Genomic DNA, 24280 nt, shown 5'->3' with positions numbered 1-24280 from the left:
CACTGCCGAAACTGCTCTGTTTTGCTGCATCGCTCTGGTCATTCCAAATCGCTCTTCCTATCCCCCTTCCCTCGACGCGGCTTTGCTTTCCGCGCTTTTCCGTACCCGGTCTCAACGGTAGGCAGGGTCTGCGCCCCGGTGTCTCGAGGATCGGCCGTTTCCAGCCGATGGCCCTGGTTGTCCGAGCGTACGTGCGGTACTACGAGGACTCTGACTCCTGCCCCCGGTCACCTCCGCGGGCAGGTCTCCCTGCTTCTCTCGTTTCACCTTCCGACCATTCCATCCCCAAACATACCCGGTGGTCCACTCATCGCTTTGGGCGCCATGTCAGCGTGAGCGGTGCGTTTCAGGCTTCGCCATGTCACGGCAGGCTCGCCACCACCGAACACCGAAACGGGTTCGTCATCCTACGGACTGGTCGTTCGCCTCCGGTTGCTCCCCACCCCGCCTCGCGGCGACGCAGTAACCTTCGGCTACGGGGTTATGGCTTGCCCCGATACGGACTTTCACCGTACTGTTGAAACGCCTCTGCAGGCGTACCGTGACACCCGCTCCGCGGTGTCACGCATGCCCCGTGGCGCTCTGCGCCACGCGACGCGATGGCCGAATCGGTAGGGTGGACGAGCGAGAGCGAAGTCCACCGAACCCCGTGCCGGCGGTGGCGGACTGCGCTGCGCTTCTCCACCCTACTCCTCAAACTTCACTCCTCACCCACCCGTCATATTCATATGACGAAAGATGATCGGCTTGGCCTGAAGGTCGAAGTCGTGACCGCGGGGTTTGATGTTCATGGCTGCGACGATCGCCTTCTTGACCCGCGCGTCCTCGGTCGGATTTCCGCGCAGCGCGCGGCGAAGGTCTGCCGAATGCTCCTGACCCAGGCAGAGCAGCAGACGTCCCTCTGCGGTCACCCGCACGCGATTGCAGTCTCCGCAGAAGTTGTGGCTGTGCGGTGAGATGAAGCCGACGCGTGTCTCTTCGCCGGCGACGCGAAAGTATTTGGAAGGTCCGCCGGTCGCCTCGATCGTCGGCAGAAGGTCGAAATGCTCTGCGAGATCCTGGCGAATGGCATCGCTCGAGTAGTAGGCCTCGGCCCGGTCATGATCGCCGATCACGCCCAACGGCATCTCCTCGATAAAGCTGATGTCGATCCCGCGATCGATGGCGAAGCGCACCAGGTCGGCGACCTCGTCGTGATTGCGGTTCTTGAGTACCACCGTATTCAATTTGATCTTCCGGAAGCCGACCCGCAGGGCCGCATCGAGTCCGCTCAGTGTCTTCTCGATCTGTCCGACTCGGGTGATCTTACGAAAACGCTCCGGATCCAGCGTATCCAGGCTGATATTGATACGGGTCACTCCGGCATCCTTCAGTGACTGCGCATAGCGCCCGAGCTGGGTCGCGTTGGTCGTGAGCGTCAGGTCACGGATAGTCGAGAGCCCGCCCAATTGTTCGAACAACCAGATCACATTCGGACGCACCAACGGCTCGCCGCCCGTGACCCTCAACTTGGTCACACCCAGCTCGCTGAAACATCTGCCGAGTCTTGCCATCTCCTCGAGAGTCAGAAGTTGGCTGCGCGGCAGAAAGGTCATCTTCTCCGACATGCAATAGACACAGCGCAGATCGCAACGATCGGTAACGGAGAGACGCACATAGGTGATCCGGCGGCCGAACCGATCGATCAAACCCGGCTCCTGTTCGACCGTCCGCTCTTCGGTTTGAAAGGCAGTTTCTCGTTTCACGCGCTGTCCTGTTTTCAATGGAGGCTTCCGATTGAGGAACGCTCGTCGACGGCGAGCGGCGTACGAGTCATTGCGCCGAGCGCACACGACCTCGCCTCGTATCTGCACTTAACGTGCCTCGCTCATGTGCGCCTTTTTGCGCATGTACCCGCCTCCGGACCGGGACAATGTGTCTCGATGGAGACCGCCGATTGGGCGGTTTTGTCCCGATCGTCATACCGCCGAGCCGCACTCGACCGTATCGCCAAAGGAGCAGGTCGAGGGGTATTTCGCCGAGTCGCACCGTCCTCCGGGCGACAACCCGAGCAGTCGCTCGAGCCCGAGAGCACCGCGCCCCGTCGCTGGAATCGCTCGGCCGCTCGGTCGGCCTTAGGCACGATACCTGCTGCCGATCCTGCAAATCAAAAGGTCACGGCAAAAGCGGAATGACCCTATGCATTTGCCGGTAAAGCCGACCAACCGGAGCGCTGAAACGACGTGATCGCATACGCCGCCTATCTGCTCCCGATCCTGGGATTGGTCTCGGCCTGTGTCGTCTTGGTGTCGGCCGAGCGACTGGGCGAGCGGATCTCGGGGATCAGCGTGGGCTTTAGCCTGTCGATCTTCGTCTTGGCGCTCGGGTTGTTTATAGAGCAGATCGCCTCGGGTCAAGGGCAGCTTGCGACCCTTGGCGGCATCGGTCTCTTCTCGCTGTATTTCGACTCGCTCTCGGCATTGATGGCGCTGGCCGTGAGCGCGATCAGTCTGATCGTCCATCTCTATTCCAGACGCTATATGCGGGACGATCCCGCCTATACACGCTTTTTCGTGCTGCTGGACAGCATCAACGCCATGATCATGCTCATGGTCCTGGCGGGCGATCTGCTGACCTTGCTGCTCGCCTGGCATTCCATCGGCATCCTTCTCTATTTTTTACTCAACCACGATACCCGCCGCGAGGCGGCGAATCGCTACGCCTTCTGGACACTCATCACGCATCGCATCGGGGACCTGCCCTTGATGGCGGCCGCGGCTCTGCTGTATTACAGCTACGGCACCCTGAGCATTCCGCTTCTTTTCGATGCGATCGCGGCCGACCCGGGACGCACCAGCGTCTTCGGCCTCCCCATCACGGAAACCGTCGGGGTGCTCGTCTTGATCGCGGCCTTCGCCAAATCGGCCCAGTTTCCCTTCCATACTTGGCTGCCCTACACGATGGAAGGCCCGACACCGGTGTCGGCCTTGATGCACGCGGGCATCGTCAATTCGGGCGGTTTTCTGATCAATCGCTTTGCACCGGTCTTTGTACAGACCGATTCGGTATTGCAAATCGCACTGCTGATCGGGCTCGTGACGGCCATCATGGGATCGGTGATGATGCTGATGCAGAGCGACATCAAGAGGGCGCTGGGTTATTCGACCATGGGTCAGATGGGCTATATGGTCATGGAATGCGGCCTCGGCGCCTTTTCGTTGGCGATCTTTCATCTGATCGCCCACGGGGTCTTCAAGGCGACCTTGTTCCTGGATTCGGGAAGTTTGATTGCACGCGCGCGCAAGGATCCGAACCTGCCGGAGGGCGAGATCTATAAGTTCATGGTCGAGCGCAAGGCACCCAAGCCACCCTTGTCTTGGATCGTGTTTGCCGGGATCACCATCGCGGTTCCGCTCATCATCCTGGTTGCCGCCCATCAGGTCGTCGACGAGGGCTTTCTCAGTCATCAAGGGGCCATCATCCTTCTGCTCTTCGGCTGGATCACGGGCGCTCAAACCCTCTTCTTCGTCTACAAGATCGGCGGCGAGCAGCCTTTCAAGCTGCTGGGCTATGTCATCCTGTCCTTTGCCCTGGTCATCCTGACCTATGTCTTGGTCGGGCATACGATCGACACCTTGCTTTATCCGGATCCGGCCTTCCGCGACGCGCTGTACCGGGCCGCATCCTTGCCGGCACCGCTGTTCACCCTGCTGATGCTCGTCTTGGTCACCCTGATTGCGGCGGGTTGGATGCTGGTGTTCTGGTCGACCGCCAAGCAGGAGCCACTCACGCGTCGCTACCGTGACCTCTACTTGTCTATCTACGCCTTGATGTCACGGGAGTTTTATATCGCAGACCTCTACGGGCGCCTGGCCGGGTTCATGCTGGCACGCTCGCGCCGGCTCAATGCATTGATGCGGTGGGTCTGAGATGACACTGACGCTGCTTCTCCTCGCCGGGCTCTTCCTGCCGCTCTACCCTATGAGCATACTGCCCAATGCACTATTGCAGGGTCAGTTGAACGCGGAGGTCGGCAAGCGCTCGGCATGGCGTCGCGCTCCCGGATTCAAGATCGCGCTATTGCTGGTCTTCCCGCTGATCGGTGTGGGCTTGACCACGCTGGCGATACGTCTCGGCATCCCGGATGCACGGCTTCTGACCTTCTTCGGCGTCTGGGGCGGCATCACCTCGGTGCTTTACGCCTTTCGTCTCCTGAGCGCGAAGGACGGGGAGATTTGGATCTCCCACCTCTTCACCTCGGCGCTCGCGCTCATCTGGATCGGCATCGCCTACGGGGTGAATCCCCTGCTCCCCGCGATCGGACTCTCGGTCTCGCTGTTGCCGCTGGTCTTTATGCTCGAGCAGTTGACCCAGCGCTTCGGGATCGCGCGCAGCGGGCTCTATCCGGGACTCTGTTGCCGCATGCCCTGGTTCTCGCACCTCTTCGTGCTCGCTGTTCTGACGGCCATCGCCGTGCCCTTCTCGCCGTCCTTTTTCGCCATCGCTGCGCTCGCATTCGGCGGGGTTGCCGCCGACGAGATCGTGGTCTTGTTGCCCATCTGTCTGTCGTGGCTGCTCTGGACCTGGGCCGGTGTCAACCTGCTCACGGGGATCGTGTGGGGCATTCCGCGGGACGATCTGGTCTATCGCGACCTGGATCCCAAACGCGCCATCGGTGTGGGGGGCGGCATGGTGGCACTCGGCATCTTCGGAATCCTACTCGTGGAGGTTGCACTGTGAGGCGAACAAACGGCGACTCAGAGGCTTCGATCCATCGATCGACCCCGCTTAGGACAGGGGACACCGCCGGACACGAGTCAGGGCTGCCTTTGGGCCATGCGCTCAAGATCCGCTCCATGGTCACGGTCGCCGGCGAGTTCCTGCCCTTCATGTGGCCGATGCGCAACTATATTTACAACAATCCGCTGAACGGGTTCGAGCATCTTCCGTTCGAGGAGGCAGTCGAGCAGGCGACCCGACTCTTTCACGCACGGGGCTATCTGCGCCGAACCGACTATCAAGCCATGATGGACGAAGGCCGGATCGATCTCGAGGTGATCCAAGACCTGGTCTCCGAGTTCCTGCGAGACTGGGCACCGAATGACGATTCCGGCGAGGACGATGGCGAGCCGCTCGACCTCGAGCACATCCTCACGACACTCATGACCCGGATGGATCAGCCGAGCGTCGGCGACGCCTATCCGAGCACGGATGCGATCTTGGCCCGACTTCGCCCGTCGGCGGATCAGCCATGAAGATGCTCGACACGACTCTGATCGGCGTGCGCTGGACGCTCTACGATCTCGTCGATCGGCTCTACGGCACCCGGATCAATGCGACCCTCAACGAGCTGCAGATCAAGGGTTGCATGGACTTCCTGGATGAAGGTCAATCCGTCTGGCGTATGCCCGGCCGTCGGCAAGGCATGTTCCGCGCTTGGAGCCATATCGCCAAGCGCAATCGCCGCCTGCGTCTGCACGGGCTCGATGTCGGGGAGATTCTGACACGGACCGAACAGCCGGAGGCGGCGATCGATCTGGTCATGAATCGGCTGCAGATCCCCGAGACGCTCTGGATGGATTATTTCGCCCTCGAGCTCGCCAAGCTGCATGGCTGGGCCGGTTTCGTGCGCTGGCGTTCGCAGGCCAAGGGCTACTATTGGCAGGAGCGCAATCCGGCGGACTTGGTCGACTTCATCGCGATTCGACTGGTGCTCTCCCTGCCGTTGATCGAAGAGGCCGGCAAGGAGCATCGGCGCGACTTCCGCTATCCCGCCTGGGTTCGGTATCTCGAAGCGCATCCCCACGAAGCTCTGCTGCGCCATGAGTTGCACTCGGGCGCGATCCTCCCCGATTACGCACATCGGGTCGAGGTCGTACTCGACGGCGCAGACGCCGCGCAGATCAAAACACTCTGCTCGGAATACGAGCGCGAGAAGACTGCACGCGAGGCCGCGATGCGTGCACTGCGCCTGCAGGAGCTGTGCGAGCGGGCCGGCATCCCGCGCGCGGAGCTGGCCGGAAAACGCTCGGGAACACTGCGCCGAATGATCGAGGCGGTCTACAGCTTCCGCGCGCACGAGGGGTTCGTCTGGACGCAGGCGCTGGAACGCACCTATATCCGCGACCTGCTCGCGAAGCTGGCCGCTCACCGGACGCGGACCGCCGATGCCGTGCGCAGACCGGACGAGCCGCATGTCAACGGTGGCGACATTCAAGCGCTGTTTTGCATCGATGTGCGTTCCGAGAGACTGCGGCGCCAGCTCGAGCAGCTCGGTCATTACGAGACCTTCGGTGTCGCCGGCTTCTTCGGCGTCCCGGTCAACTTCATCGAGTTCGGCAAGGGCCACGAGGCCGCACTCTGTCCGGCCATCGTCACGCCGAGCAATGTCGCACTGGAGATGCCGCACTCACACCCGTCCGGCGGTCACGGGCATGAGGGCCACGCGCTGTTTCAACTCGCCACCGAGGTCGTGCACGATCTCAAGAGCACCGTGCTCGCGCCCTATATCACGGTCGAGGCGGTCGGATTGTTGTTCGGATTCGACATGGTCGGCAAGACCCTGGCGCCCGCCGCCTACACCCGCTGGCGCAAGACGCTCGACAACGGCAGACAGCCGACCCGACTCATGATCGACAAGATCTCCAAGGACGACGCACTCGATCTGATCGCGACCCTTCAGGACGAGATGGTGGTGAGGGCCATCGATCGGCATTTCGGGGTCAAGCGCGAGGCCATTACGACCGGCATGATCCGCGAGTTGCGCGAGATCGCACTGGGTCACGCCACCCGACCGAGCGGCTTCGCCCAGCGCTTCGACCTCGACACCGCTGCCGAGACCCTGTTCCTGACCAGCCTGCGCCTGGAGTACGGACTGAATCCCGATCAGGCCAGAATCCAGCTCGAGCATCTGGCACGGATCGGGTTTCGGATCGAACGTCAGGCGCTGTTGGTCGACAACCTTCTGAAGACCATCGGCTTGGTCGATGACTTCGCGAAGATCGTCTTGGTCGTCGGTCACGGCAGCAGCTCGCAGAACAACCCCTACGAATCGGCATTGGACTGCGGGGCCTGCGGCGGCGACCGCGGTTTGGTGAATGCCCGTATCTTCGCGGCGATGGCGAATCGGCGCGAAGTGCGCGATCGGCTCGCCGAGCGCGGTATCCGGATCCCGGACGACACCTGTTTCATCCCTGCCCTGCACGACACCACCACCGACGAGACGACACTCTACGACATCGAGCAGCTGCCGCCCGGCCGGCTGACTCAGGTCTCGCGCATCCAGGAAGATCTGGCCGCCGCCGGTCGCCTCTGCGCGCAGGAACGCTGCATCGAGCTGGGGGAGACCGGGGTGCCTTCTCCGGAGTCCGCCGCGGGCCGGGTCAAGCGCCACGCCATGGATTGGACACAGGTGCGCCCGGAATGGGGCCTGTCGAAGAACGCCTCCTTCATCATCGGCAGCCGCAGCCTCACGCGTGCGCTCGATCTCGAGGGTCGCGCCTTCCTGCATTCCTACGACCATCGCCAGGACCCATCGGGCGAGCTGCTTGTGGGCATCCTCTCCGGCCCGCTGATCGTCGCCCAGTGGATCAACTTGGAGTACTACTTCTCGGCCGTCGACAACGAGGTCTTCGGCAGCGGCAGCAAGATCTACCACAACGTGGTTGGCCGCTTCGGCGTGATGACGGGCAACGTCGGCGACTTGCGCACAGGGCTCCCGGCCCAGGCCGTCGCCAAGGGCGATCGGCCCTACCATCAGCCGATGCGGTTGATCACCCTCATCGAGGCGCCGCTGTCCTGCATACAAGAGGCTTTGGACAAGGTCTTCAAGGTTCGCGAGCTGGTGAAGAACGGCTGGGTGCGTCTGTTGGTCCTCGATCCCGAGACGGAGCGCGTTTCTCTGTTCGAGCATGGTCTCTGGACCGCACAGCCCTGGCCGGCCGGAACGGACCGCAGCGCCCGGGTGGCCAGACCCCTCGGCGCCAAACCGGCTCGACAACATCGAAAACGCGCCGCAACCCTGGAGGAATCGCCATGAACGCACTCACGGTCACTGCGATGAAGAAGCTGGAGATCATCGTGGAGGGCGAGCAACAGGGTTTCGTCGTCGATCTACTGGATCGCGCAGGCGTCGGCGGCTACACGATCCTTCACAACCTATCCGGAAAAGGCACCCACGGCGTCCACAAGGGACATCTGATGTTCAATGACGACTCGGTCCTCATCATGATCGTGACCGCCGTTTCCGATGACCTTGTCGGCCCGATCCTGGAGGGATTGACACCCTTCTTCAACAAACACATGGGCGTCGTCTTCACCTCCGACATCCAGGTCAGCCGAATGGTGAAGATGCATACCGATTGAACCTAAACCGCGTCTCGCCGAGATCGAGGATATCTTCAAAGCCAAACGCGACGTGAAAATGACGCATTTCGCTCTGAACGCTGTTTAGACGGAAAGGCGAACAGTACATTCTTAAAGCCGATACCTGCCATCGCCGATTGGAATAGCGGCCCGAAGGAAAACCAGAGTATGCTGGTGCACAATAGCAACGGGGATCACTCCAATGACAGACATCCTGCACGAGCCTCATAAACCCCAGTTCGAATCGGCTCCGAATCAAGCCCGCAAGGCAGCCACAGTCGAAGAAGCCTGGGCCGCAGCGGAGGAGTTGAAACCGATGGTCGGACAGGTTCGCAAGATCGCCAAGGTCCGACGCTCCGACCTCTCGGCTAGGGGCAAGATGGCGCTACCCCCCGACCAACGCTGACCCCGCGGGTCAAGACGCCTATGCGATCGAAGGGTCTGGAGACGGATTCTTGCGAGTCTGCTTCGGGAACGAGACCTAGGTCGCGATTGCATTCCTCTGGCTGACATACGCTCTAGTCACAAGGACAGGAACAGCGGAGTCAAAGTCGATCGCCCCGAAAAACCGGGAAGCTCCGAACGCTCGACCTGTCCATCGCGACCGGGACCAAGCGAACGCACGTCCTCGAGATCGCATCACTCGACGGGAGCAGTATCATGACATATACATATCAGATGTTCGGTGCGATGACGGGGTGGTCATTTCTCTACGGATGCATGCTCGGAATCGCCTCGCCGGCCAATTACCTCCCGAGACAAGCCCGGATGTATCCCGTCGGCAGCGATGATGCATTGGCGATACGCGACGAAAGCCGCGCACCGGGCCTTTCACAAAAAGAGCAGGTTTGATTCATTCGCGACGTGAAACGATTGCCTGCTGTAGGAGCCGCCACAGGCGAACTCTCGATACACACGCTCGATACACACAGGCGAATAACAGCGACGTGAATAAAAAAGGCCATGCGCCCCTTCGGGTGCATGGCCTTTCGTGTCTTTACGGATCAGACTGATCGGATCCGGAGAAAGACTTGGACTGCAATCGATCAGTTGCGGGACTTGTCGACCAGCTTCTTCTCGCGGATCCAGGGCATCATGTCGCGCAGACGCTCGCCGACCTCTTCGATCTGATGCTCTTCGCCGAGTCGACGCATGGCCTTCATCGACGCCGCGCCCGCCTGGTTCTCGAGGATGAATTCCTTGGCGAACTGGCCGTTCTGGATCTCGCCGAGGATGCGCTTCATCTCGGCCTTGGTCTCGTCGGTGATGATGCGCGGACCGCGCGTCAGGTCACCGTACTCGGCCGTGTTGGAGATCGAGTAGCGCATATTGGCGATGCCGCCTTCGTAGATGAGATCCACGATCAGCTTGACCTCGTGCAGACACTCGAAGTAGGCCATCTCGGGCGCATAACCGGCCTCGACCAGGGTCTCGAAACCCGCCTTGATCAGCGAGGTCAACCCGCCGCAGAGCACGACTTGCTCGCCGAACAGATCGGTCTCGCACTCCTCGCGGAAGTTGGTCTCGATAATGCCTGCACGCCCGCCGCCATTGGCCGAGGCGTAAGCGAGCGCAATGTCGCGGGCCTGACCGGTTGCATCCTGATGAACCGCGATCAGGCTGGGTACGCCGCCGCCCTGGGTGTAGGTCGAGCGCACCAGATGGCCCGGACCCTTGGGCGCGATCATGATGACGTCGAGGTCTTCGCGGGGTGTGATCTGGCCGAAGTGCACGTTGAAGCCGTGGGCGAAGGCAAGCGCTGCACCCTGCTTGATGTTGGGCGCGACCTGCTCGCGATAGAGCGCGGCCTGGTGCTCGTCGGGAGCGAGGATCATGACCACGTCCGCACCCTTCACGGCCTCTTCGATCGAGCGGACCTCGAGACCGGCGTTGGCCGCCTTGGCTGCGGAAGCCGAGCCGGGACGCAGACCGACGACGACCGACACGCCGGACTCCTTCAGGTTGTTGGCATGGGCATGACCCTGCGAGCCGTAACCGATGATCGCGACCTGTTTGCCCTGGATGAGAGAGAGGTCGGCGTCTTTGTCGTAATACACATTGATGGTCATTAAGGTGAATCCTTCAGCTGGAGATGAATGAGGCGGATCGGTCTACGAGCGGCCTTCAGGCACTCCGTCAGGTCCGATCCGATAAAGCGAACCGCAACCGCGCAAGCAGCTCAATCCGAAAAAGAGTAAAGACTTAAACCGCGTCCCCCGCAGAGGCGGCGGACACGCGCCATACCGGGCTCACAGGAAAACGGCTCATGTCGCACAAGGACGCGGTTTAAATGGTGAGGCCCTTGTCGCCGCGCGAGATGCCTGTGGGACCCGAACGAACCACCTCGACGATCAGCCCTTCCGGAACCGCGTCGATGAAGGCATCGAGCTTCTTGGATGCCCCGGTCAGCTCGATGACATAACTGGTGTCGGTCACGTCGATGATCTTGGCGCGGAAGATCTCGGTCAGGCGCTTGAGCTCTTCGCGATCCTGACGCTCGGCGCGCACCTTGATCATCATCATCTCGCGCTCGATGTGCGGGCCCTCGGAGAGGTCGAGCAGCTTCACGGTGTCGATCAGCTTATTCAACTGCTTCTTGATCTGCTCGACCACGTCGTCGTTGCCCGTGGTGACCAGGGTCATGCGCGAGAGGGTCGGGTCATCCGTCGGGGCGACGGTGAGGGATTCGATGTTGTAGCCACGGGCGGAGAAGAGCCCGGCAACGCGCGAGAGGGCGCCCGCCTCGTTCTCCAGCAGCACGGCGATGATATGTCTCATGTGTCAGCTCTCGTTCACTCGGGACGCGTGTTAAGCCAGCTCGCGGTCCGAGAGGCTTGGCGCCAAGTGCATCTCGTGGTGGCCCTTGCCGGCCGCGATCATCGGATAAACGTTCTCGGTTGGATCCACGATGACATCCATAAACACGAGGCGGTTCTTCATCGCGAACGCCTCGGTCATCGCGGCCTCGAGATCGGCCGGCTGGTCGACGCGCATTCCGACATGCCCGAAGCTCTCGGCGAGCTTCACGAAGTCCGGCAGTGCGTCGACATAGGAGTTCGAGTAGCGGCTCTCGTAGAAGAACTCCTGCCACTGCCGCACCATGCCCATGTAGCCGTTGTTGAGCAGGATGACCTTTACGGGCAGCCCGTACTGAAGGCAGGTGGCCAGCTCCTGGATACACATGAGGATGCTCGCCTCGCCTGAGATACAGGCGACCTGCGCATCCGGAAACGCCAATTGCACCCCGATCGCCGCCGGGAGCCCGAAGCCCATGGTTCCGAGACCACCCGAGTTGATCCAGCGCCGAGGCTTGTCGAAGGGATAGAACTGGGCGGCGAACATCTGGTGCTGACCCACGTCCGAGGTCAGATAGAGGTCGCCGTCGGTCACCTTGTAGAGTGTTTCCACCGCGAACTGCGGCTTGATGGCCGTGCTGTTGCGGTCGTAGCGCATGCAGTCCACCGCACGCCACTCCGCGATCTTGGACCACCAATCGGAAACCGGCTGCTCGTCGGAACTCGGAGCCAGCTCGCGATAGAGCTTGAGCATGTCGGAGAGCACGTTGGCCACCTGCCCCACGATCGGTACATGGACCTTCACGTTCTTGGAGATCGAGGAGGGATCCACATCGACATGGATGATCTTCGCATGCGGGCAGAAATGCTCGATCTTGCCGGTGACCCGATCGTCGAAACGCGCACCGATGGCGATCAAGACATCGGTCTCGTGCATCGCCATGTTGGCCTCGTAGGTGCCGTGCATCCCGAGCATGCCGATGAACTGCGGATCGGTCATGGGGTAGGCGCCGAGCCCCATCAGGGTGCTGGTGACGGGAAAACCGGTCGTGCGGACGAAATCCGTCAACTGCGCCGATGCCTCGCCGAGCACCACACCACCGCCGGTATAGAAGACCGGCCGCTTGGCTTGGAGGATCAGATCCACAGCCTTGCGGATCTGCCCCGGATGCCCTTTCAACACCGGGTTGTAGGAGCGCATCTTCACGTCGCGCGGATAGTCGTAGGGGATCTTGATGTTCGGATCCGTCACGTCCTTCGGGATATCGACGACCACGGGGCCCGGCCGACCGCTCGTCGCGATAAAGAATGCCTTGCGGATGGTCAACGCCAGATCGCGCACGTCCTTGACCAGGAAGTTATGCTTCACGCAGGGCCGGGTGATGCCGACGGTGTCGACTTCCTGGAAGGCATCGCTGCCGATCACCGGTGTGGGCACCTGGCCGGTCAGGATCACCATCGGGATGGAATCCATGTAAGCCGTCGCGATACCGGTGACCGCGTTGGTCGCACCGGGCCCGGACGTCACCAGACAGACGCCGCACTTCCCTGTCGCGCGCGCGTAGCCGTCCGCGGCGTGCGAGGCGCCTTGCTCGTGACGCACCAGGATATGTTTGACGGACTCCTGCCGAAACAGGGCGTCGTAGATATGCAGCACCGCGCCGCCGGGATAGCCGAAGACGAACTCGACCCCCTCGTCGGCGAGCGCCTGAATAACGATCTCGGCCCCGCTCAGCTCGACACCACTCCGCTCCGGCCGCGCCGGCTCGGCCCCATCGAGTTGCGCTTCAGACAGTGCCACCTCGGTGACCTCCGATCAGTCCCAAAAGGGTTCAAAAGCGATCGAAGTTACCGCGATCGGCGCAGCCGGTCAAGCGAGGCGCGGATTCGATCCGCCGATACCGCCGCGACCGGGCCGCCGGGCCGACGACGCCGATTCAACGGCAACGCGTCGGGCGCAACCGGCTCGTTCTGGTTGCAGGCAGACCGTAGGCGCAGTCATGAGCGTCCTGGAGAAAACCCAGCTCCTCCCATGCATCCGCCGGCCAGCCGCCCGGCTCAACATGACTGCCCAGCGTCAGGTCCTGGAACGCGAGGTCGAACGCCTCCGGGTCTCCCCACACCCAGATCAGACTTCTCAAGGCATCGGGAAAGCGCGACTCCAAGACCGAAGCGTCGCCGTGATCATCGAGCGCGAGGTCTTCCGTCGGCCGTGCGAGATGCATCGCACGCAGCCAATCCGGGGCACCCTCGACACTGGACTCGGGGTGTTTCGACACCGGCGGAAGCTGCTCGATCAAGAGGTCGACGAATGTCTTGATCGCCGGTGTCGGATGCTCGAATCCGAGCTCGAGACCGAACAGCTCCGATTGGGTGAACCCATCCATCTTGACGCGCTCGACCTCGCGCACACGCGCCCGCAACCGAAGTCCGGGTAGACCATCCGCCCCGCGAATGGAAAGACGAATGCTCTGGCCAGCCTCGTAAGTCTCGAAGACGGTGATGCTCAAACGCCCGGCCGCGATCTGCTCGAGCATCTCGCGCATCGCTGCGGCATCCTCGATCACGACCTCTAGCTCGCGCACCAGCGGGTCCGAGTCTCGGACAGTCGAGTCCTCCGCCGGATCGAGCATCGTCAGAAGCTTTTCCAACCGGGCTTGGCTGCGCGGCGAGAGGCTCGCGAACCGCACAGCGACCTGATGATGGCCGGACCCCAGCCGCTGCGCCCGCACGACCTCCGCGTCAATCGAAACCGTTTCGTGTCCTCGCCAGGGAAACGTCAAGCGCAGCGTACCGGATAAGGAGGCGAGCGGCACGGCGACGACGAACTGAGCGCCGCCCCAGGAAATGTCCTGGTTCATCGCGGTGATCGGCTCGCTTTGGTTCGGTAAGAAAACCTGGATGGGTATGCGCACTGAAATGCGGCGCTGGGTCCGCCGGTTCGCAACCGACGCCTTACCGCTTGGACTGGAATCCTCTGGTCGTTTTGTCATGATCACACTCGAATCGAACCCGACCCGAGATGCTTTCGGATCGCGACGGTGTCGGATTCGCCGTCGCCGTCGCCAAAGGAGACGCCACCGAGAAGGGGCGACGCATCCTTGCTGCGCACGAGACATCGGCTTGCCCGACGCTCCCCGAAGTCCACGCTCGGGTTTGGTCGGTATAGTATAGACCGGGCGTCCCGAGATCGCCTCACGAGCCACGACGAGACCCCCGCATCGACACCCGTCCGGAGTTCTCCGGCGGCTTCCGACCATCGCGCGGTTGTTTCGATACTGGTTGAACAATACACTTCGCGCCTTTACGCCGCCGATAGCCCTGCCGATGCGCACCTCTCAGTTTCCGATCCAGACCCTCAAAGAGACCCCGTCCGACGCGGAGATCGCCAGTCACCGGTTGATGCTGCGCGCCGGCATGATCCGTAAGCTGGCTGCCGGGCTCTACACCTGGCTGCCGATGGGGCTGCGCGTCCTGCGCAAGGTCGAGGGCATCGTCCGTGATGAAATGGACCGCGCCGGTGCCCTCGAGGTTTCCATGCCGGCAGTGCAGCCCGCCGAGTTGTGGCAAGAGTCCGGCCGTTGGGACCAATACGGCCCGGAGCTGCTGCGTCTGCGTGACCGCCATCAGCGCGACTTCTGCTTCGGCCCGACACACGAGGAGATCATCACCGATCTCGCCCGCAACGAGCTGAAGAGCTACAAGCAGCTGCCGATCAACTTCTACCAGATCCAGACGAAATTCCGCGACGAGATCCGCCCGCGCTTCGGCGTGATGCGTGCGCGCGAGTTCCTGATGAAGGATGCCTACTCCTTCCATCTCGACGACGCCTCGCTCGAAGACACCTACCGGCAGATGCACGCGGCCTACAGCCGCATCTTCACTCGGTGCGGGCTCGATTTCCGCCCGGTGCAAGCCGACACCGGCAGCATCGGCGGCAACGCCTCGCACGAGTTCCATGTGCTGGCGGACTCGGGCGAGGACGCCATCGCCTTCTCCGACAGCAGCGACTATGCCGCCAACGTCGAACTCGCCGAGGCCCTCGCCTTGGCCGATGCTGCCCCGGCACCGCAGGAGACCGCGCGCCTGGTCGACACGCCGAACGCACGCACCATCGCGGATCTGGTCGAGCAGTTTGCTCAGCCGATCGAGCGCACGGTCAAGACCCTGGTGGTTGCCGCCTCCGCCGAGAGCGAGTCCGCCCTGATCGCCCTGCTGGTGCGCGGCGATCACGAGCTCAACGCCATCAAGGCCGAAAAGCTGCCCGGGGTCGCCGCGCCGCTGCGCATGGCAACGGAGGCCGAGATCCGCGAGGCGATCGGTGCCGGTCCCGGATCGCTCGGACCGAAGGATCTTCCGATTCCCTGCATCGTGGATCGCACCGTCGCGGTGACCGGAGATTTCAGCGCCGGCGCCAATCAAGAGGGCAAGCATTGGTTCGGTCTGAACTGGGGCCGGGATCTGCCGATGCCCGAGGTCGCGGATCTGCGCAACGTGATCGACGGCGACCCGAGCCCGGATGGCTCGGGTCATCTGAAGATCGCGCGCGGGATCGAGGTCGGACATATCTTCCAGCTCGGGCGTAAATACAGCCAAGCCATGAAGGCCAACGTGCTCGGCGAAGACGGCCGTGCGACGACCCTCACCATGGGTTGTTACGGTATCGGGGTCTCGCGTGTCGTCGCCGCGGCGATCGAGCAGCATCACGACGAGCGCGGCATCTCCTGGCCGGCGCCGATCGCGCCATTCCAGGTCGCACTTCTGCCGATGAAGCTCGGCAAATCCTACCGCGTGCGCGAGGCGACGGATCAGCTCTACGAGGATCTCAAGCTGGCCGGGGTCGACGTCCTGCTCGACGATCGCGACGCCCGCCCCGGCGTCATGTTTGCCGACATGGAGTTGATCGGCATCCCGCATCGCATCGTCGTCGGCGACAAGTCGCTCGACGACGGGCAGGTCGAGTACAAGGGCCGCAACGACAGCGAGACGCAGCTCATCCCGATCGAGGAGATCGTCGGCTGGCTGTCGGCGCGGCTTCGGGCGGACTGATTTCAGCCGCCAGCGATCCTCGCGCTCTCGTAGGGGCAACGCAACACCGAACGCATCGCGTGCAATCCATCCCGCCCCGCCGCCTCTAACAAAGCCGGAGGCCGGAGGCTGGAGGCTGGAGGCTCTCGAATCCCTGGAACCGCAAGACACACAGGACCTCACCCCAAAATGACTAAAGAAGCCTCCTTCGACCGCGACGCCCTCCTCGCCTGCGGCCACGGCGACATGTTCGGCCCGGGCAATGCCCAGCTGCCCGTGCCGAACATGCTGATGATGGATCGCGTGCTGCGCATCGCCGATTTCGGCGGCGCCAACGGCAAGGGCGAGATCCTGGCCGAGCTGGATATCAAGCCCGAGCTCTGGTTCTTTCAGTGCCATTTTCCCGGCGACCCGGTCATGCCCGGCTGTCTGGGTCTGGATGCACTCTGGCAGCTCGTCGGCTTCTATCTGGCGTGGATCGGCAACCCGGGGCACGGGCGTGCGCTCGGTGTGGGCGAGGTCAAATTCACCGGACAGGTGCTCCCGACCGCGAGCAAGGTCACCTATCACATCGACATGAAGCGGGTGATTTCGCGCAAACTGGTGCTCGGCATCGGCGACGGCGTGGTGCAGGTGGACGGGCGCACCATTTATACGGCAAAGGATCTGCGGGTGGGGCTCTTTACCTCGACCGAGGGCTTCTAAGACTAAACCGCGTCCGAAGCGATATTCGATCCTCGCAGCGAGAATAACGCTCAGCGGACCCAATCCGCTCAGTGGTGGACGCGGTTTAGGATTTGAAAACCATTTTCGGGGTCTTCGGTGCCCACGATCCGTCTATGGCATTTCCGAAACATTCCGTACCCGTAGGTTGGGCAAAGCCTAGTGCCGTAAGGTAAACAAGCGCCGTAAGGTGGACAAGCGCCGTAAGGTAAACAAGCGCCGTAGGGTGGGGTGGACAAGCGAAGCGCAGACCACCGGCGCCGGCGCGGGGTTCGGTGGACTTCGCTCTCGCTCGTCCACCCTACCGGCTTTGCGCGGTTTAACGATCAAGTCCCTCGGCATCACTGTTACCGGGAATCCCTTGATCCTGCGACCTGCGACGGTCGGCGCTCTCAAGACTCCATGAGTGCGGCGAGGCGGGGATAACGCGCGAGATCGCCCTCGATGCGCTCGATCGCGAAACGAACAAACATCGACTCGCTGAGCCAGTCCTCCTGGCGCGACGCGCGGCCGGCCCGATGGTGCGGCGTGGTCCGATACGCGAACGCCTGCATCCGGGAGAGATCCTCCCAGACGCTGAAGGTCGCGAGCGTCAAGAGCGGGTGCTCTCCGAATCCGACGTGATAGGGGCAGCCCGGCGTGCCGCGGAGCTGACGGCGGATCTCCGGGACGCTGCGCCAGAAGGCGCGCGCCCGCGTCGAAGCGACCCGCGCACGGGTGAGCACGACGAGCGGCCGATCCGGCTGCTGGCGGCCTCGATAGTCGAAGAGCGCCTCACCGCCCCAGGTTCCGCGCCCGGACACCGGAGTCAGCGAAAAGTGGAGCTGCTCGGTGCTCGCATCGGCGACGGCTCGGTAGAAAGGGGTCCGGCGCAGACGCGCCTCGTCGTCGGGATCCGCGAAGACCCGCATCAGGCAGTAAGCACCGAGATCCGGCACCACGGAAAACCCGTCGCCGCTGCCACAGCCCATCAGGCGGATCCTGCCGGCCGGCATATGGCGATCCATCAGAAACCGCTGAAAGCCCATCCGCAGGAAGGCATCGGGAACACGGAGCCCCGAATAGCGGAAGAAGCTGAACACAACCGGACCACTCACGATCATCCCTCGCTCGGCCATTGAAACGACACCCCGATCGCCGGGGTCGCCCTGTCGGACGGACACCTCGACCTCCTCCTACACCGCATCCAAGCGTGCTATGTTCGAGGGACGAACCACGCACCCGGAGCAGGTCGCGCCATGCGATTCCCCTATGGATTGAGCGACTTCGGCAAACTGATCCGCGAAGGCTACTTCTACCAGGACCGCACCGACCGCATCCCGCTGCTGGAAGCCTCGGGCGATCAACTGCTCTTCATCCGCCCGCGACGCTTCGGCAAGAGCCTGCTGCTGTCGATGCTGGAATGCTACTACGATCTCGGCCGGGCCGAGCAGTTCGACGCCTTGTTCGGATCGCTCGCCATCGGTCGCGCCCCCACGCCGTTACACAACCGCTATTTCGTCATGCGGTGGGATTTCTCGCTGGTCAAGCCACAGGGCGAGGTCCGAGATATCGAGGCGGCGCTGCACCAGCATCTCAACGACTGCATCCGCGAGTTTGCGATCCGCTATCAAGACCAGCTGCCGCGGCCAATCGAGATTCAGACCGACAACGCCCTGTCATCATGGCGTTCGGCCCTGACGGCGGTCTCGCAAACCCCGCACAAGCTCTATCTGCTCATCGACGAATACGACAACTTCGCCAACGAGGTCCTGATGGCGAAGCGCGAACACTACGAGGCGCTGCTCTACGGCGAAGGTCTATTGAAGACCGTCTTCAAGGCAGTCAAGGCCGGCGCCGGGGGCCAGGGGCTCGATCGGGTCTTCATCACGGGCGTCTCGCCGGTCGTTCTGAGCGACATGACCAGCGGCTACAACGTCGCGAAAAACATCTATCTGGAACCCGAGTTCAACGACCTCTGCGGCTTCACCGAACCGGAGATCGCCGCCGTGCTGACCCTTCTGGCAAGCGACGGCGCCGACTGGTCGCACGCCGAGGCGCTTGACACCATGCGCACCTTCTACAACGGCTATCGGTTCAGCGAAGACGCCGAGGCCCGGATCTACAACCCGACCCTGAGCCTCTACTTCTTGGAGCATCTCGACAAACGCGGACGCTATCCGCGCCGGATGCTCGACGAGAATCTGGCGATGGACCGTGCGAAGCTCGTCTATATCGCGCGCCTGCCGCATGGCGAGGCCCTCTTGATCGAGGCCCTGAGCAACGCCGAGGGCGTGACCATCCCGCAACTGGCGCGGCGTTTCGGAGTGGCCGACATGCTCCTTGCAGTGAAGGATCAGCCCTTCATGGCCTCGCTGCTCTACTATTTCGGCATCATGACGTTGGCCGGCGAGGGCGTGCTCGGGAAACTGCGACTGGCGATCCCCAATCTGGTCGCTCGCGCGCTCTATGTCGAGCGCCTCCAGGAGCTGTGGCTCCCCACCTACGACGACCGCGAGACCATCCAACGCCGGTCCGAGACGGTCTATCTTCAGGCAGACCTCGAGCCGATCTGCGACTTCATCGAGCAGCGCTACTTCAAGATCCTCTCCAACCGCGACTACCGCTGGAGCAACGAGCTGCTGCTGAAGATCGCCTTCCTCACCCTCCTGTTCAACGACCGGCTTTACATGATGGTTTCGGAGCTGGAGACCGAGCGCGGGTATGTCGATCTCGCCTTGATCGTGCGCCCCGACATGCGCCGCGTCCGGGCGCTGGATCTGCTGCTGGAGCTCAAACACCTCGGACTTAAGGACTTGGGACTCAGCGGCGAGCAGGTGCGCGCCGGTTCCCGCGAGACCCTTGCCGCCCTGCCCGCGGTCGCCGCCAAGCTCGACGAGGCCGAGGCGCAAGCACGACGCTATGGTGCCGCCTTGCGCGAGCGCTATGGCTTGACGGACCTGCGCGCCTTCGCCGTGGTCGGCATCGGCCATGAGCGCCTCGTTTGGCGGGCGGTCGACGTCGCGCTGGTTGTGACGAGCCCCGGTCAAGCTGAATCCGGTTCAACTGCTCTTTAATTAAACCGCGCCCAGCGCGGTATGCGATGTTTTTGGATGGGATCGGCCCAGGCGGATTTGACGACCGCTGGAGCCGGCGCGGTTTAAGAGATTAAAAATGATCAAATTTTAAACCGCGTCCCCGCTATGGGCCGTGGATGCACCAAACGTCGAACTCAATCGAAAGTGAGCATCTCGCTCGGAACGCGGTTTAGGGTCAAAGATCCAGCCGCATCTCCTCCGTCTCGGGCGTGCGTTTCTCCTTTGACCGCTTCGGCTCGGCAGCGGGTAGCTCCCGCCAGAGCAGAGGCTTGGAAAGCCCCTCCCACCCCCAGCGCAGCCAGTCGAGCAGGCGCATCGCAAGCCAGAGCGCCCAAGCGAGCATGAGTGCGCGGTAGACCCACATGGGGACCGAGAGCACCCACACCTCCGGCAGCACGGGTCCACCGCGGTCTTGATACCAATTGAGCGTGGTCGCGGTCGAGCCGTTCCCCATGATCTGCATCTCGGGCGTTCCCAGCAGACCTTGCTGGACGGCGCCGAGGAGCCCCGCCAGGGCGAAGAGCGTCAGGAGCACGAGCCCCGTCTGGATCAGGTTGAAGCGCCAGGCCGGACGGGTAAGCGGGTCCATGCGATGCCGCAGGCCAAGTGCGAAGAGCCAGCCGATAACCAGCAGCACGACCCAGACCTGAGCCAAAATCAAACCGATGCCGAGCAGGAGCCAGTCGTGAACGCGCAAGGGTGTGAGTCGGCTGCGGCCCAGACCCGCGGCCAGCCCGACCAGCACCAAGAGGATCCCCCAGAAGAGCACGGCCGGGCCGATTCGCGGACCCCACGTCCAGAGCACCCAGCGGTCATCCGGTAGGCTCAGCGTGAGATTCAGGTTAACCGCCGGGCTGCGCAGATCCGGCAGGCTGGGCCGGTAGCCGAGCCCCAGCGGTTGCGGCTCGCGCCAGGTCAACTCCGCACGCGTCGCACCGGGCGTCAGCGGCAGCTCCACCTCCGGCGCCGTGTCGGGCAGCGGAAGGCTGCGGCCGTCCAGGCTGAAGGCGATCGGCTCGGCGCCGTCCGGCAGCCGGATGATATGGCTGCCGCCTTGGCTGCTGCGGATCGCCAGGGTCAGGGTCGAAAGGGTCCCGCGCTGCCCCGGCTCGACCCGCGTGTCGACGCGATCCAAGGTCAATGTCGGCCCCGGGACGCCCGGTGGTCGGGTGATGGTCAAGACCAAGGTCTCGCCAGGCAGGGGGCGCCAGTTGGGCAGCCAGCGTTCGGACGGCCCGAGACGGTGGATCGGGGCAATGCCCGAATGCTCCAGATGCCAGAGCGGACCGACATCGAGACGCCAATCCTCGCTCAGGCGCGGATCCATGGGGGCGACGAGACGCAGCTCGCCGGTCGGCTCCAGACGCGACGACCAAGCCACCTCCGAGCGCCCGGCGGGCAGGTCCGCGAGAACCGCAACGTCCTCCACCTGGACCCCGGGCGTCTGAACCGACTCGCCCGGGAGCAAGGGCACCGGGATCAAGACCGGAAAATCGTTCGGCGAAAGACGCAGCACGCGGGTATCCACCCGCCAATCGATGCCCATCCTCAGGGTCCGCTCGACGCGCAGCAGCGGGGGCAGTGCACCCTGGGCGAGGGATGCCTCCTGCGGGACGCCGGTGTCGGAGAGGCGGACGAGGCGAATCTGGGCACCGGCACGCCCGTCCGCATCCAGCCCTTCGAGTTTCCAGCCCTCGACGGTAGCCCGGATCAGACGCGGCGGCAGCGGCAGTGGGATTTCGACCTGATCGCGGCTCGCCAACGGGCCGACGAGCCTGACCTCATGTCGGCCGGCGGGGAGCATGAGCAGGAGCCGCCCGGCTGCATCTTGGCGCAGTCCGTCCGAGGGCACGCCGCCCACGCGAATCTCGGTCGGCAACCAGCCCCCTGACCCGCCCGGCACGGGCGCCGCGATCGCGACCGCGGCGTCCAGGGTCAAATCCAGCACCAGCCGGTCTGGATCCGCCGCGAGGACCATCAGGGGCAGATCGACACAGTGCGGCAGACAGTCCGGCGGGGCGAGCAGACGGGTACGCAGCTCCTGAAGCAGCTCGGGGCTCGGTAGGTCCTCGGCGAGGACAGGCTCGGTCCCGACCGCCGTCCCCAGTCCCAAGGCGACCAGCAGGGCGAAACCCGCGCCGTGGGTCCCGCGACCGCCGACGAGCCCGGCCAGCCGCGCACCGAGCAGCACCAGGAGCACGGCACCCAGGAGCGACAACACCAGGTTCAAGGTCGGGGTCAGCAACCAGAGCCGTGCCGACTCTTGCTCGCCGACCGGTCCGCTCCAACGCAGATCCACACTGTTCCACCGCCAGTCCGGAATGCCCGCTCCGGTCTGTAGACGCGCATCGGGATCCATGAGATCGATGGGCTCGGGCATTGGCGCGGCGGGTTCCGACAAGGCATCGGAAAGCCGCTCGCGTTTCGAGGTCGCCTCCATGTCCATCCTGCTGCGCAGCTCCAACGCTGGCGCGGGAGCCGCGGTCGTGTGCATGCCCGATCCACCGCCGCCCAACGCGATCCAGGGGCGCTCCAGATGCGGAAAGAGTCCGTCGCGGACCTCCGTCACCAAGAACGGCAGTCCGATGACCAAGAGCCCCAGCAACGCCAATCGGAAATAGAGTGTCGTGAGGGTCCGCAGACGCCGCAGACCGGTACGCACGGGCGCGTCCGGGATCAACCGCAGCAAGGCCGCAGCGGCGAGCAGGTTTAGCCAGATCAGGCGCGGCGCACCGGGCGCCTGCCAGGTCAGACCCAACGTGAGCAGGGCAAGCAACGCCCAACCCCAGCCCCAGATCCGGCCGATCCCGAGTGTCGTGATCAGCACCAGAAAGAGATCCAACAGGCTCCAGCGACCGACCCAGGTACTCGGCAGGTTATCGACGCCTTGGACGGTCAAGAGATCCCAACCCGGCGGAAGATACAGCCGCGCGTCCACGCTCTCGAACTCGGTCGCCCAACCGGATGCCGGAACACGTCCGGGTGCCGACTCGAGCCGAGCATCGGCGACCACATCGAGGCTGCCCCGTCTGACTTCCACTCCGGGCGACGCCGCGTCGTGAAGACGCGTGATGAGTACCGGACGGCCGTCGAGGGTTACGGCGCCGAGCGCGAGTGCCGGTCCGGCATCCAGGCGCCACCCGCGCGACAACTGACCTCGGATGCGGTCCTGCACGCTGTAGCCCTTGCCGTCGAAGTCGAGCCAAAGCTCGCGCTCCAGGCGCAGACGGTCCGGGCCGGGATCCGGATCCCCGCGGACCTGCTCGGTCAGACGCAGGACGCCACCCGGCTCGGCCCGATAGACCGGCAGACCCGCCCACTCCTCGGGGATCCCGGTCTGGCGCGGATCCACGGCGGCGAGTCCGGAAGGCTCGACACGCCGCAACGCGGGCTCAGCGGCGAAGGCCCAGATCTCGCGCTCCGGCCAGGGTGCGCCGGTCTCGGGACGCGAAAGCTCGGAGACATCGCCGTCGTGATGCGCCACGACATCCAGCGCCCAGCGCCCGGGACGCACCTGCACCCGCAGCATCCCGTCCTCTTCGAGCCGCGCAGGCAAGGGGCTGTCGATCCGCAAGGGGATCCCGCCGGGCAAGAGCACCGGACCCAGCCGCACCTCGCGCGCACCGCCGGACACCTCCAGTCGAAGACGGGTCAGGACATCGAGCGGCAGACTGTCTTGGATGCGTCGATAGACCTCCAGGCTCAGGTGATCGCCCGAGCGCTCGGTATCGGACCCGGCGGGTTCACCGAGCCAGAGACGGTTGGTCCGATCCAGTCGCGGCGCCGGCACCACCGCATGGCCATCCCGCACCAACGCGACCATCCCGACCATTGGGGGAATCAGCAGCGCGTCCGGCGGACGATCCCAGACGAAGCGCCCGGTCACTCGGTGGACCCCGGCCGCGAGCGTCACCGTCGGCCGGCCATCGCGCTGGACCGTCGGCAGTGCGGCCCCGTCCACCTCGACCCCGAGTGGCCATGCATCCGCGTCGCCCGGAAGCGGCACCACAGACTCGGCCAGAACCTGCCAGACCTGAGTGAATGTCCCGCCCTTCCCGCTCAGCACCAGCTCCAAACGCCCTGGCCAGGCACAGAGTCGCGCGCCGTCGGCGGGATCGATCGGACAGGCGCGTTGATCCTGGCCCTCGGGACCGCCCTCCAGGACCCAGGGGATCCAAGGTCGCAAGCCCCCGGGAACGGTCGGTGCGGAGCCTGTTTCGGAGCCGCGTGGCTCGACGCCGTCCGGAACGGTATCGATCTGCGCTCGCACAGGCGCCGACAGGATCAGAATAAGCAGCAGCAATCGTCGCGGAA

The 24280-nt window shown here is 63.6% G+C and carries 16 protein-coding genes; 9 read left to right on the top strand and 7 right to left on the bottom strand.

What is annotated here, in order from left to right; all coding sequences use genetic code 11:
* Positions 1-707: 707 nt before the first annotated feature.
* Positions 708-1745, bottom strand: coding sequence for a GTP 3',8-cyclase MoaA (gene moaA, locus BDD21_RS18910; RefSeq protein ID WP_120798482.1), 1038 nt, complete (start codon positions 1743-1745; stop codon positions 708-710).
* 477 nt (positions 1746-2222) lie between these two features.
* Here moaA and BDD21_RS18905 point away from each other — a divergent pair, with 477 nt between their 5' ends.
* From BDD21_RS18905 to BDD21_RS18880, 6 genes are all read left to right on the top strand, one after another.
* Positions 2223-3908, top strand: coding sequence for an NADH-quinone oxidoreductase subunit 5 family protein (locus BDD21_RS18905; protein ID WP_245969687.1), 1686 nt, complete (start codon positions 2223-2225; stop codon positions 3906-3908).
* A gap of 1 nt (position 3909) precedes the next feature.
* Complete coding sequence (locus BDD21_RS18900; RefSeq protein WP_120798481.1) at positions 3910-4719, top strand: hypothetical protein; 810 nt, start codon at positions 3910-3912, stop codon at positions 4717-4719.
* Between the two features lie 116 nt (positions 4720-4835).
* Positions 4836-5234, top strand: a complete 399-nt coding sequence (locus tag BDD21_RS18895; RefSeq protein ID WP_120800010.1) for a putative inorganic carbon transporter subunit DabA — start codon at positions 4836-4838, stop codon at positions 5232-5234.
* Complete coding sequence (locus tag BDD21_RS18890) at positions 5231-8017, top strand: DUF2309 domain-containing protein (protein WP_120798480.1); 2787 nt, start codon at positions 5231-5233, stop codon at positions 8015-8017. The genes BDD21_RS18895 and BDD21_RS18890 overlap by 4 nt, the downstream gene beginning before the upstream one ends.
* Positions 8014-8343, top strand: a complete 330-nt coding sequence (locus BDD21_RS18885) for a P-II family nitrogen regulator (RefSeq protein ID WP_120798479.1) — start codon at positions 8014-8016, stop codon at positions 8341-8343. Before BDD21_RS18890 ends, BDD21_RS18885 begins: the two co-directional genes overlap by 4 nt.
* Before the next feature lie 202 nt (positions 8344-8545).
* Positions 8546-8749 (top strand): hypothetical protein, encoded by a 204-nt coding sequence (locus BDD21_RS18880; protein ID WP_120798478.1) that lies wholly within the window; start codon positions 8546-8548, stop codon positions 8747-8749.
* A gap of 640 nt (positions 8750-9389) precedes the next feature.
* On the opposite strand, the gene ilvC is transcribed toward BDD21_RS18880, so the two are convergent.
* The 4 genes from ilvC to BDD21_RS18860 form a co-directional block, all read right to left on the bottom strand.
* Complete coding sequence (gene ilvC / locus BDD21_RS18875) at positions 9390-10406, bottom strand: ketol-acid reductoisomerase (protein ID WP_211335209.1); 1017 nt, start codon at positions 10404-10406, stop codon at positions 9390-9392.
* Positions 10407-10629: 223 nt separating this feature from the next.
* Positions 10630-11121 (bottom strand): acetolactate synthase small subunit, encoded by a 492-nt coding sequence (ilvN, locus tag BDD21_RS18870; RefSeq protein WP_120798476.1) that lies wholly within the window; start codon positions 11119-11121, stop codon positions 10630-10632.
* 30 nt (positions 11122-11151) lie between these two features.
* Positions 11152-12939: an acetolactate synthase 3 large subunit gene (locus BDD21_RS18865; RefSeq protein WP_120798475.1), complete on the bottom strand. Its 1788-nt coding sequence runs from the start codon at positions 12937-12939 to the stop codon at positions 11152-11154.
* Between the two features lie 136 nt (positions 12940-13075).
* Entirely contained in the window at positions 13076-14131 is a 1056-nt protein-coding gene (locus BDD21_RS18860) for a PilZ domain-containing protein (protein ID WP_170164824.1), read from the bottom strand.
* 334 nt (positions 14132-14465) lie between these two features.
* On the opposite strand from BDD21_RS18860, the gene BDD21_RS18855 reads away from it, so the two are divergent.
* Together BDD21_RS18855 and fabA are read left to right on the top strand one after the other, a co-directional pair.
* Complete coding sequence (locus BDD21_RS18855; RefSeq protein WP_120798473.1) at positions 14466-16187, top strand: proline--tRNA ligase; 1722 nt, start codon at positions 14466-14468, stop codon at positions 16185-16187.
* A 168-nt stretch (positions 16188-16355) separates the two neighbouring features.
* Entirely contained in the window at positions 16356-16871 is a 516-nt protein-coding gene (gene fabA, locus BDD21_RS18850) for a 3-hydroxyacyl-[acyl-carrier-protein] dehydratase FabA (RefSeq protein ID WP_120798472.1), read from the top strand.
* A 410-nt stretch (positions 16872-17281) separates the two neighbouring features.
* On the opposite strand, the gene BDD21_RS18845 is transcribed toward fabA, so the two are convergent.
* Positions 17282-18052 (bottom strand): aminodeoxychorismate lyase, encoded by a 771-nt coding sequence (locus BDD21_RS18845; RefSeq protein WP_245969686.1) that lies wholly within the window; start codon positions 18050-18052, stop codon positions 17282-17284.
* 75 nt (positions 18053-18127) lie between these two features.
* Between BDD21_RS18845 and BDD21_RS18840 the strand changes: the two genes are divergently transcribed.
* The gene (locus BDD21_RS18840) at positions 18128-19945 is read left to right on the top strand and encodes an AAA family ATPase (protein WP_120798470.1); all 1818 of its coding nucleotides are present in this window, start codon (positions 18128-18130) and stop codon (positions 19943-19945) included.
* 196 nt (positions 19946-20141) lie between these two features.
* Here BDD21_RS18840 and BDD21_RS18835 read toward each other — a convergent pair whose 3' ends face one another.
* A complete protein-coding gene (locus BDD21_RS18835) occupies positions 20142-24269 on the bottom strand; it encodes a hypothetical protein (RefSeq protein ID WP_245969685.1) in 4128 nt (1375 codons plus the stop codon).
* Positions 24270-24280: the final 11 nt, after the last annotated feature.

This window comes from Thiocapsa rosea, assembly GCF_003634315.1.
Classification (GTDB): domain Bacteria; phylum Pseudomonadota; class Gammaproteobacteria; order Chromatiales; family Chromatiaceae; genus Thiocapsa; species Thiocapsa rosea.
Note: the sequence above shows the minus strand (reverse complement) of the source record. Positions and strands in the feature narration are given on the sequence as shown.